Source organism: Flavobacterium sp., from assembly GCF_043773265.1.
In the GTDB taxonomy this organism is placed as follows: domain Bacteria; phylum Bacteroidota; class Bacteroidia; order Flavobacteriales; family Flavobacteriaceae; genus Flavobacterium.
This window is the reverse complement of the sequence record NZ_JAYVFH010000261.1, coordinates 1-11,859: the sequence shown is the minus strand read 5'-3', so window position 1 is coordinate 11,859 and position 11,859 is coordinate 1. Positions and strand designations below refer to the sequence as shown.

The 11,859-nt window shown below is 30.1% G+C and carries 11 protein-coding genes; 1 reads left to right on the top strand and 10 read right to left on the bottom strand.

Annotation, left to right across the window (positions count from 1 at the left end):
* The 6 genes from ACH2BO_RS13975 to ACH2BO_RS13950 form a co-directional block, all read right to left on the bottom strand.
* A partial coding sequence (locus ACH2BO_RS13975; RefSeq protein WP_395045348.1) for a tetratricopeptide repeat protein occupies window positions 1-962 on the bottom strand: 962 nt, incomplete at its 3' end.
* An 11-nt stretch (window positions 963-973) separates the two neighbouring features.
* Window positions 974-1,888 carry a PstS family phosphate ABC transporter substrate-binding protein gene (locus ACH2BO_RS13970; protein ID WP_395045347.1) on the bottom strand — a complete coding sequence of 305 codons (915 nt, stop codon included), beginning with the start codon at window positions 1,886-1,888 and terminating at the stop codon, window positions 974-976.
* Window positions 1,889-2,118: 230 nt separating this feature from the next.
* Window positions 2,119-2,913 carry an energy transducer TonB gene (locus tag ACH2BO_RS13965; protein ID WP_395045346.1) on the bottom strand — a complete coding sequence of 265 codons (795 nt, stop codon included), beginning with the start codon at window positions 2,911-2,913 and terminating at the stop codon, window positions 2,119-2,121.
* Between the two features lie 7 nt (window positions 2,914-2,920).
* A complete protein-coding gene (locus tag ACH2BO_RS13960; RefSeq protein WP_395045345.1) occupies window positions 2,921-3,496 on the bottom strand; it encodes an ExbD/TolR family protein in 576 nt (191 codons plus the stop codon).
* Between the two features lie 38 nt (window positions 3,497-3,534).
* On the bottom strand, window positions 3,535-4,167 hold the full coding sequence (locus ACH2BO_RS13955) for an ExbD/TolR family protein (protein ID WP_395045344.1): 633 nt from the start codon (window positions 4,165-4,167) through the stop codon (window positions 3,535-3,537).
* A 47-nt stretch (window positions 4,168-4,214) separates the two neighbouring features.
* Window positions 4,215-5,030, bottom strand: coding sequence for a MotA/TolQ/ExbB proton channel family protein (locus tag ACH2BO_RS13950; protein WP_395045343.1), 816 nt, complete (start codon window positions 5,028-5,030; stop codon window positions 4,215-4,217).
* Window positions 5,031-5,418: 388 nt separating this feature from the next.
* On the opposite strand from ACH2BO_RS13950, the gene ACH2BO_RS13945 reads away from it, so the two are divergent.
* Window positions 5,419-6,927: a helicase HerA-like domain-containing protein gene (locus ACH2BO_RS13945; RefSeq protein ID WP_395045342.1), complete on the top strand. Its 1,509-nt coding sequence runs from the start codon at window positions 5,419-5,421 to the stop codon at window positions 6,925-6,927.
* 76 nt (window positions 6,928-7,003) lie between these two features.
* On the opposite strand, the gene ACH2BO_RS13940 is transcribed toward ACH2BO_RS13945, so the two are convergent.
* From ACH2BO_RS13940 to ACH2BO_RS13925, 4 genes are all read right to left on the bottom strand, one after another.
* Window positions 7,004-8,347: an FAD-dependent oxidoreductase gene (locus ACH2BO_RS13940; protein ID WP_395045341.1), complete on the bottom strand. Its 1,344-nt coding sequence runs from the start codon at window positions 8,345-8,347 to the stop codon at window positions 7,004-7,006.
* Between the two features lie 41 nt (window positions 8,348-8,388).
* Window positions 8,389-10,773, bottom strand: coding sequence for a penicillin acylase family protein (locus ACH2BO_RS13935; protein WP_395045340.1), 2,385 nt, complete (start codon window positions 10,771-10,773; stop codon window positions 8,389-8,391).
* 124 nt (window positions 10,774-10,897) lie between these two features.
* Window positions 10,898-11,317: a YMGG-like glycine zipper-containing protein gene (locus ACH2BO_RS13930; protein WP_395045339.1), complete on the bottom strand. Its 420-nt coding sequence runs from the start codon at window positions 11,315-11,317 to the stop codon at window positions 10,898-10,900.
* Window positions 11,318-11,388: 71 nt separating this feature from the next.
* The coding region (locus tag ACH2BO_RS13925) for an arginase family protein (RefSeq protein ID WP_395045338.1) at window positions 11,389-11,859 on the bottom strand (471 nt) is incomplete at its 5' end.

The following is an 11,859-nucleotide window of genomic DNA, read 5'->3' as shown; positions in this document are numbered from 1 at the left end:
GCAGCATCAGTATTACCATTTTCGTATGCAGAGTAACCTAAATAACGTAATATTCTTGGATTTACTTTATCCAATTGTTTCATTTGATTTGCTTCAACTTCAAGTGCTTTGTAGTCTTTTGCAAGGATTAAAAAATCTGCATGACGCATACGAGAAGTTAATGAATAATCAGTTAATGACATGTATTTTTCATAAAAAGCTAACGCTTTTTGCATGTTTTCAGTATATGTTGATGGTTTATTGTTTGCCCAATAGTAATGAGTTTCTGCCAATTCTCTAAAAACTGGTCCGTAATTACCATTAATTTTCACAACTTCATTATAAGCTTCTACCGCTTTTTCATATTGTTTTGCTCCTTTTAAAAGTACTCCTAATTGCATTTTTGCTCTTATAAGTGAACTATCCGTTTGATAAGCATTTCTATAAGCGACATAAGCATCATTTTGATTTTTATCTCCATACAACGCATCACCAAGTGCCAATTGAACTTGAGCATCAGTTGGGTTTGCAGCTTTGGCTTTGTTTAAAACAGCAATCGCATTTTTATAATCTGGTTTGTCGCTATTCATGTAAGCTTTGGCTACATAAATATATTCTTCTAAATCTTTTTTCTTTACATCTTTTAGAACCATGTCAAATTTAGATTTTGCACTTGTTGCATCACCTTTATTAAGATCAAGTTGTCCTAATCCAATAGAATTAAATTTTCCGCCATCGGCACTAGATAATCCTTTATCGAAAAATATTTTTGCAGAATCTTCAATGTTTTGAGCTAAATATATATTTCCTAATAAAAAAGCAGCTTTGCCACTATTCTTAGTTTGGATAATGCTTTTTAACATTCCTTTTGCTTTTTCATACTGTTCAGCATCAATAGCTTTTTTAGCTTGTTCTAAATCTTGTGCTTGGATAACCGCAGTTGAAGCTAACAAAGCAATACTGAAAATTTTAAATTTATTCATCTTAATCTTATTTATTTTTTTTCTATTTGATTTCTAATTATAATATCTCGACTTGGTTCTCTTATTGGAGCAAGTCCTGATTGAGATATTATTCTTTGCCCAATTTCTCCAGCTATGAATGATGCAAAACCCATTCCTAATCCTTCGTAACCTTGACAATTAATAATATACAAAACACGTGCCAAAGGATATTCTCTTGTAGCAATGCTTTCTTGCGATGGATAAACATAGTTGTCATTATTAACTTTTACACTAAGAATTGTAACATTATCAATATATTTTTGCATTTCTGGTTTTGGTTGTGACAACCAGTTTATTCCTACTACACCAATCATTCCATCATTTTCTGAAACATGTTTTATAACTTCTTCATTTGTTTTAAACGAAAAAATTCCTTCGATAGGTAACGATTCTATTTCTGCCAAATTACAAATGTATCTTACTGAACTAGAATTTGGATTATCGAAAACCAATCCTTTTATTGTGTTTTTATTTCCTTTTACAAAATCAATTACCTCTTTTAAGTCAATTAATGAATCATTAGATTTTTTACTTTTAATAAATGCAATTGCATCAATTGCAAAAGGTGTTGTTTTTGGTTTAATTTTATTTTTGTTAAATAGAGTAAGTTCTTGTTTGTTTAATTCTCTTGACAAAACAATAATTCCCATTTTAGTTTTTGATAATTCTAATATACTTTCTTTTTCAGATTTAGGAATTAAAGTAATTTTGGCATCATACTGGCTTTCGAAAACAGTAACTTGATCTTCAATAATTGGCAATAAAGTTTCATCTACTAATATTGATGTTTTACCAGCAATTATTGAATCAGAATTTGGTTGATTGTTATCTTTTTTATTACACGAAAGAGCTATAACCAAAACCAGTAATGGAACTAAAATTAATATTTTAAATTGTTTACTCATTTTCATTCTTTGAATTAAAAAATCTATAAAATCTAAAAAACGCATAAACTATTAATAATATGCCAAAAGCAATTCTATAATTGGTTTGCATTTTAAAAGGGAATTTATCCCAAAAAATTATTAACAAGCCAAGTGTTAAATAAATCAAAAAAAACAGAATTCCTGTAAATAGAAGAAATCGCTGACTAAGCGATTTCTTCTGAAAATTATTTTTTATATTATTAAGCATGTTATTCTTGTGCTGCAATTGCAATTGGCAACTGAAAAGAACATCTTACTTTTTTACCATTTTGTTCTGCTGGAACCCATTTTGGACTTTTCTTTAAAACCCTAACTGCCTCAGCACCTGTTCCGTAACCCAAATCTTTAAGAATTTTTATATCTGTTAAAGAACCATCTTTTTCAACAACAAATGATACAATAACTCTTCCACCTGGACTATCTTCTGGAGCAGTATAATTGTTTTTAATAAAGTTTGTAAACTTTGCTGCTCCACCAGGAAATTCTGGTTTTACTTCAATACCGGCAGAATTGTAAAGATTATTATCTTCTTCTACCACTTCTGTTTGTTTTGGTCCATCACCAATTGGTCCTGGATCTAAATCGGCATTTGGATCACCTTTAATGTCTTCTTTTCCAAGATTTTTATCTTTTATTTCTTCAACTTTTGGTGGATCTTCTTTTACGTCTTCAGTTTTTGCAACTACAGGTTTCACAAACTTTACCACATCTTGTTTTGGTGGTGGTGGTGGTGGTGGTTTTAAATCTTCTTTAGGTTTCTCTTCTTTTGGCGGTAACTTTACTGTTGTTATAGTTTCGTTTAATGTCTGATCGTCTGAAGAATCAGGAATTAAATTAATCAATAATGGAGTTGCTATAGCCAAACAAAAAACCGCTGCACCAATTAACAAAGCACGTAAGTTGGTCTTAGTGTTGCTTTTGCGCAATTCATAAGCACCATAACTTTTATTACGTCCTTCAAAAACGATGTTTAACCATTTATTATTTAATAGGTCTAATTTCATTTTTTTTTTAATTTACTTTGTTAGACATTTCGCTTACTAGTGTATTTTCTTCAGGTGTGAAGTCATTAACAATAGCATACGTTTCTACTTTACAAATTGCCATTTCATCTAAAATATCTACTAAATTTCTATAGTTAGATTTTTTAGTTGGTTTAATAATAACTATTAAACCTTTTTCTTTATCACCTGTAACTTGAGGAACAGATTGAACTCTTTCAAGTAAAACTTTACGAATTCCTTCTTTACCATATGATGTAACTTGAGGTTTACCATTTGCTTCTGGAGCTTCAAGTAATCCATGATACCATTTTATTTTATTGTTTTCACCTAAAATAACAGTAACTGTTCTTCTTTGATCAACTGGTAATGGTTTTATTACAGGATCATCTGGTTTTTCTTTAGCAGGTAAACCTAAGCTCATTGATTGTGGTTTAGACAACGAAGTGGTTAACATAAAGAAAGTTATCAATAAGAATGCCAAATCTACCATTGCTGTTAAGTCAACTTTAGAGTTTTGCTTTTTACTTCTTACTTTACCGCCATCTTTTTTACCACCGCCATCGCCACTATTTAATTCAGCCATTTTGTGTATTTTTTAAATTGAATATTATTTCTGAATTATTAGTTTTTAGGTTTAGCTCTTAAACCTGTAACTAAACTAAAGTTATTGATATCTTGATCTTGCAAAATATCCATAATTTTTCTTATTTGAGGATACTCTTGCTTAGCATCGCCTTTTATTGCAAATTTTAATAATTCAGTTTTACCTGCATCTGCGTTAGCTTGACGTGCAACATATATCCAGTCTTTCAATTGATTATCTAATGAATCAAGAGGAATTCCTGCTTGAACGCCTGCTTTGTTTCTATCTGCACTTTTCATTTTTATTACTCTACTCAAATCTTGAATTGGAGCACCAAACTCCTCAACAAGAGCAAACTGAGCTGATTCTTCAGGCGTAAATTTCATTTGATATTTATCTGCCATAAGCTCAAGTGTTTTTGCACGAAGATCTCTGTCTTTGATTCCCATAAACACTTTGTTTTTGTCTGCATCTTTACCAACGGTTAACGTTATTAAACCAGTTTCTGGCAATTTAGTTTGAACTGTTGATGCTGGAGTTTCTACAGGCAACGCTTCTGGTTGCTTTGCAGTAGCTGTCAAAATGAAGAAAGTAAGCAAAAGAAAAGCCACATCACACATTGCTGTCATGTCTATAGAAGCCGCATTTTTTGACATTTTTATTTTTGCCATCTATTTATATATTATTTATTCAACAGTATTAATGCTGAAAAAAGTTATTATTTTAAACTTCCTCTTAATCTTCTGTATGTATTAACAATTGCTGTTCCAGCTTCGTCAATAGAATAGGTTAATGTATCAATTTTTGAATTAAAGAAATTATACATTACAATTGCTAAAGCAGAAGTTGCAATACCTGTTGCAGTATTAATAAGTGCTTCAGAAATACCTGTTGCAAGTGCTGCTTGATCTGGAGTTCCTGCACTAGCTAATGCACCAAACGCTTTAATCATACCTGATACTGTTCCTAACAATCCTCCAAGAGTTCCTAATGAAACTAGTGTAGAAAGAATTGTCATGTGTTTTTCTAACATTGGCATTTCTAGAGTTGTAGCTTCTTCAATTTCTTTGTGAATCATTTCTGATGCTTCTTCACTACTAAATCCTTCTTTTTTAACGTCTTGATATTTCACTAATGCTGATTTAATTGCATTGGCAACCGAACCTTGTTGTTTATCACAATCTTCAATTGCTTCAGAAATATTTCCAGTTGAAACATTGCTTTGAATTTTGCTCATAAATTTATCAAGGTTGTTTTTTCCTGCAGCTTTTGAGATTACAAAATATCTTTCAAAAGAAAAAACAATTACCATTAAGAACATACCTAATAATACAGGAACAATAAATCCTCCTTTATATACCATTCCTAATGTATTTAATGGATGACCTTTTTCTGGATCACCGTTTTCAAAATTAGCACTACTACCCATAAGGAATTTCCAAACCAATATTCCTACTACAATACATGCAGCAATAATAATTCCTGTAATCATTCCGCCACCATTTGAACCGTTTTCTTTTTTAACGTTTGCCATTTTTCTAAAATTTAATAGTTTTTAATAATTTAATAAGATTTAGTTGTAATTAAAATTGTAATAGGAGCAAATTTAATTTTTTAGTTTAAATAAAAAAACTTTTTTTGTTATTTATAACATTCTTTTAAATCAAGAGAATTTACATAATTAATAGCAAAGTTATTCTTGTTTTGATGCTAAAAACTTAAAAGTAATCGTAATTAATAAGCTAAAATAGCAATTTAATAATTTAACAACGATGTTTTAGTTAAAATTAGTATCAAAAGAATCAAATCTTATAATAATATTAACATAAAGTAGGTGTCAATTTTAATTTCAACATAAAAATATTTAAAAAATAGTATCTTGCGCTAGAAATTGAACATAGAATTAAAGTAACTTTATACTGATGAAAAACAAAGAAACATTTATACAACATATTAATGATGGTTACACATCAAAAGGTGAAAGTATTTTGCTTGGCGCAGCAATTTTAGACGGAATTGCTGTTGCAGAAACACAAGTGAAAATACCATTAAAAACTTTTAACAGACACGGATTAATTGCTGGAGCAACTGGTACAGGAAAAACTAAAACCATTCAAGTATTATCTGAACAATTATCATCGTTTGGGATTCCGGTTTTGATGATGGATATAAAAGGCGATTTTTCGGGAATTGCAATGCCTGGCGAAGAAAAATCTTTCATTACTGAAAGACATGCAAAAATAAATATTCCATACACAACTGCCTCATTTCCTGTAGAGTTAATGACACTTTCTGCTCAAGATGGCGTTAGAATGAGAGCAACTATATCAGAATTTGGACCAGTTTTATTTTCAAGAATTCTAGATTTAAATGATACTCAAGCTGGAGTAATGTCGGTGATTTTTAAATATTGTGATGATAACAAAATGCCATTATTAGATTTAAAAGACATTAAAAAAGTACTAAATTTTATTACCGAAGAAGGAAAAGAAGAAATATCACAAGAGTATGGAAAAATTTCAACTTCAACCACTGGAACTATTTTACGAAAAATAATTGAACTAGAACAACAAGGTGGCGATTTCTTTTTTGGAGAAAAATCATTTGAAATTGATGATTTAATGCGCATTGATGAAAATGGAAAAGGTTATGTAAATATTTTAAGATTAACCGATATTCAAGATAAACCAAAGTTGTTTTCGACTTTTATGTTGAGTTTATTGGCAGAAATATATCAACAAATGCCTGAAAAAGGTGATGTTGAGCAACCAGAATTAGTATTATTTATTGACGAAGCACATCTAATATTTAATGAAGCAAGTAAAGTTTTATTAGATCAAATAGAAACTATAATTAAATTAATTCGTTCAAAAGGAATTGGGGTTTACTTTGTAACCCAAAACCCGATGGATATTCCTAAAGGCGTTTTGGCACAATTGGGTTTGAAAATACAACATGCTTTGCGTGCATTTACAGCCAATGACAGACAAGCTATTAAACAAACGGCAGATAATTATCCGACTTCTGAATATTATAAAACCGATGAAATTTTAACTTCACTTGGAATTGGAGAAGCATTTGTAACTGCTTTGAACGAAAAAGGAATTCCTACACCACTTGCAGCAACAATGATGCGTGCACCGATGAGTAGAATGGATATTTTGGAATCTAATGAAATTGTTGCAATTAATGCAAAATCTAAATTAGTAAAAAAATATTCAGAAGAAATTGACAGAGAAAGTGCTTATGAGATTTTAAATAAAAAAATTGAAACTGCCTTTGAACAAGCCGAAGAAAAAGAAGTAGAACAGAAAAAAAGCAATGAACCAAGTACCGCAGAAGTTATTGGAAAATCGGTAACTAAAGTGGTAACAAGTGCTAGTTTTATTCGTGGTGCTTTTAGTATTTTGATGAAGTTGATTAAGCGATAAATATTCTAAATATCAATATTTAAAAAACTCCAAATTTCAATTTTAATGTATTGAAAATTGGAGTTTTCTTTAACATTTAAAATCCCAACAATTGAATAATCTTATTTTCAACTTCTTCGCTATTCCATTTTTCTTCAATATTTTCCATTAGCATAATTTCTTCCATAATTTTATTTTGCAAATCGCCAACTGCAAGTGCTTCGGTGTAAGGTTGTAAACTAAAAGTTACTCGAGAATATAACGGAATCCATAAATTTGGATGTTTGTCTGAAAACCATTTTTCGATTTTCTTTTGTAATAAAAATTTAGCATCGGCAGTTTTAGAACTCATTTCTGTAAAATTTCTTTCGGCAAGTTCTGCAATTGCGTCAGCATTTGGTTTGCGTATTTCTTGATATTCTAAGAAAATTGTTTTCCAATCGTCACCATGCTTGGCTATCATTTCACTCAAAACACTAATGTCTTCAAAACCAGCGTTCATTCCTTGTCCATAAAAAGGAACAATAGCATGTGCCGAATCGCCAATTAAGGCAACTTTATCTTCAAATGTCCAAGGATAACATTTCATTTTTGCCAAATAACTTGTTGGATTTTTGAAAAAATCTTTAACCAAATCTGGAATAACTTCTTTAGTATCTGGAAAATATTTTGCAAAAAATTTAACTAATGCTTGTTCGTCTTTTAATTCTTCAAATGAATTTTCACCTACAAATGGCATAAATAATGTGCAAGTAAAAGTTCCGTCGAGATTAGATAATGCCATGAGCATAAAATTTCCTCTTGGCCAAATATGTAATGAGTTTTTGTCAATTTTATGAGTTCCATCAGCATTGGCAGGAATGTGTAATTCTTTGTAACCCAATTTCATGAATTCTTGCGAATAATCAAACATAGATTGACGTTGCATTCTATGACGAATTCTAGAAAAAGCTCCATCTGCACCAAATACTTTATCATATTTTAATTCTTGCCATTCGCCTCTTTCGGTTTCGCCAATATGCAAAGTTGCAGTTGCTAATGTTACATCCCAAATTTTATGTTCGAAGAAAAATTGCACTCCTGCATCTTCGGCCAAATCTATCATTCTACGGTTTAAAACGCCACGAGATAATGAAAAAATTGCTTCACCTTCCTTGCCATAATATTGATAATTTAATTTATCATCTTGGGTGTGAATGGCTCGTTTGTCGACTGGAATTCCGATTTTTCTGATTTCATCTTCTAGACCAATATCTTCTAGGGTTTTCCAACCACGATCAGACATTACTAAGTTTATAGATCTTCCGGAAAACTCTACTTTTCTAATGTCTTCGCTTCTATCGTAAACATGAACTGTGTGACCTAATTTTTTGAGATATATTGCCAATAGTGTTCCAACTAATCCAGAACCAACAACAGCAATTTTTTGAGAAGTTTGCATTTAATTTTTATAAACGGTTTTGCAAATTTATGATTTTTTTGTCAATTGGGTACAAAAACCAATTTAGTAGAAGTTTTAATTATTTCGGCTTTATTCATTTTCATTTTTCGAAATTTTCCTTGAACATACATTTCTGCTTGATCATTATAATGTGAACTCATTGGATTTCCTGAATTTCCAGTTGGAAGAATACTAACACTGTTTTCAATATCTGAAAAATCAATAATTCTTCGTGTTGATGGTCCAGCTTTCACTTCGTAAAGTCCAGAATTTGAATAAGTAAACATTAAATTATTAATAACTTCGTTGCTTCCTGCCACTTCAAATTTTCCTACATTAAAAAACTTTTCAAAAAGTTTTACTTTACCAATCGGATGTTGATGTTCCAGTGTGTGTGCCTTGTTCCATGTCCATGATTTTATATCATTTCCAAATTGATTTTGAAGAGCTAAAACTGATTCTTGAAATGATTTTTGAAGAATTTCTTTTCGGGTTTCTTTTTTGTTTTTAGTATAAATATTATCCCACCAAGCAGAATTTTCGTTTGTAGTTTGTGGTTCAATAATTTGTTTAATAATATGAGTTGACAATAATGCTTTAAAATCTTCTTTGCCTAATTCGTCTTGAAAAGTATTTTCTAAATACCTGTATATTAATTTATTATAAATTGTAGATTCTATATTTGTTACATCATTACTTCCATCCCATTTTGCTAAAGCATACATGGCATCTTTTTCTATTCTAGTGAAATTTTGAGTGTTTAAATCGGCAATAATTTGAATTGCAATTTTTGCATTTACATTCGAAGTATTATCGACCATCATTTTTTGAACATCTTGTTTTGTAAAATTGTTTTTAGCAACTAAAAAACTTTCTATTCTTTGCGCTCTATCTTTGGGCAAATAATAACCAGGATACAAATAATTATCAATTGCTTGTGGCTGATTATTAGATGAATAAACATAATTCCAATTCGGATTTATGGCTGCTGGATTTTTAGAAAAATTGATGAATTCCTTTTTATCATCAATACCATTACTTCCATTTAATATAAAATTCGGATTTACCGATTTATCAACTTTATATAATTTTCCTGATGTTATCCATGCAATATTATTTTTAGCATCGCCATACATAATATTTAATCCTGGAGCAGTTATAAGTTCAATATTTTTATGGAAATCTTCTAAATTTTTTGAATGAGAAAGATGATAGACTGCATCAAGAATTTTGTTTTTTTGCTGAGTATAAATCCAAGACATTGCAATTGGTTTTGGAGAAGAAATGGTATTCATAATTCCGTTCATAATTGGTCCATGAATTGATTCTTTTATATTTAAAACAATATCTGAACTGTCTTTTACCTTAATGATTTTTTTATGAAAAGTATAATTTAAATATTCATTTTTATATTTATATTGATTTGGATTAGTCGGATTATTTTCTTCTTGAAACAAATCTAAATCATCGTTTTCAAACATAGTCAAACCATAAGCATAATCTCGATTGTGAGCCAACAATGGAAATGGTGTTCCTGCCAAATAGTATCCATATAATTCATAATTTGGAGTAACAATATGTGCTTCATACCAAGTACAAGGTTGCGAAAAACCAATATGTGGATCGTTTGCAAAAATCACTTTTCCATTTTTGGTTTTTTGAGCACCAATTACCCAACTATTGCTACCAATAAATGGTTGAATTGGAGAATTATCAAGCAAACTGGAGACCTGTTTAGAAATTTCTGAAAAATTATTTGCTTTCCCATCAAAGCTTATTAGTTGTACTGTTCCTAACGAGCCATCTAAACCAAAATCTTTAAGATAATTTGCGCCAAATTTATCTCGAATATCAGTCATTAATGGATCGGTTTTTTGTGCCATTGCAAAACTAAACGACATATATCCAAAAATATTATAAACGTCTTTAATGGTGAATTTTTGTTTTTTTATTCCTAATAAATTGAATTCAATTGGTGTTTTTCCGTTTTCGAGATATTGATTAATTCCATCAAGATAAGCCATTGTAAGTTTATAACTTTCGGAATTTTTATCTAATTCTGAAATTGTTTTTTCTGAGTTTTCTTCAATTCCAATTCCGGCAAAAAACATATCAGTTTTAGAAACTTTATTTCCAAAAAGTTCTGACAATCTTCCTGGTGCAATGCGTCGCATGAGTTCCATTTGCCATAATCTATCTTGAGCATGAACATATCCCAAAACGGTCATAGCGTCTTTTTGGGAATTAGCATAAATATGTGGAATTCCGAAATCATCAAAATAAACATTAGTAGTTTTTGAAATGTTTTTTATAGCAACTTCACCTTCGTATTTTGGTTTTGTGTAATTTGTGTAAATAAAAATTGAAAGCGCGACTAAAACAATAATTGATATTAGTACTAGAATGGTTTTTTTTATGATTTTCATTTTATAATATTAACATTCCAAATCTAACTAATATTTATTGTTAAAAATAAAAAAAGGATGTTTAAATCACCTGATTTAAACATCCTAAAATAAATTATTAAATTTATTTATTTTTCTTATTATTTTATTTTTTTTTCTTGCTATCTTCAATAATATCACCAGTTACAGCACCAACTCCAGCACCAGCTATTCCTCCAATAATTGCACCTTCGCCTTTTTTCTTGCTAATAATTGCTCCAGTTACTGCTCCAACTCCGGCGCCAATAACTGCTCCTTTAGCTGCGCCACTCCATTTTTTCTTTTTAGTTGTGGTATTAGTTGTTGTAGAACTACCATTTTGATTTACATAAACGACTTCCTTTTCTTGTTTTTGCCTTACTATTTTAGCCATTTTAAGATTCATTGAATCAATGATTTTTTGGTTTTCAATTACAATTTTCATTGAATCTATAGTTGCTTTTTTAGCTATATCAGCATCAACTTTTGTTTGATTTTGACAAGAAAATATTGTTATTGACAAAAGAAATAAATATATAGTTTTCATAAACATTAATTTAATATTAATATTTAACAAAGTACTATATAAACTTAATGTTGAACCTTACATAATTTAATTTAACTTTTATAAAATTTAATTTTTTCTCCAACATTCAAACCGTTATTTTTTGCTAAAACTCCACACATGTGAAACAACATTCTTGCACCAACATTTCCGTCCCAATCGTCGTTTTCACCTGGCGCAACTTCTACAAGGTCAAAACCTATAATTTCTTTTCCGCTTAATGACAATTTATTAAATAAATAGGTTGCTTGTTCAAAAGAAAATCCGCCTGGAACTGGTGTTCCTGTATTTGGACAATACCATGGATACATTCCGTCTATATCAAATGAAATACAAACTTGTTGTGGTAACGAAGCTATTATTGCTTCACATTGGTCGTGCCAAGTTTTGCCCTCAAAGGATTCTTTTTTTAAATCAGAATCGGTGTGAACAATAACTCTACCATTTTCTTTGACAACATTTTCAACTTCTTGTTGGCAGAAATCACGAATTCCAACTTGAACAATTTTTGATATTTGTGGAAT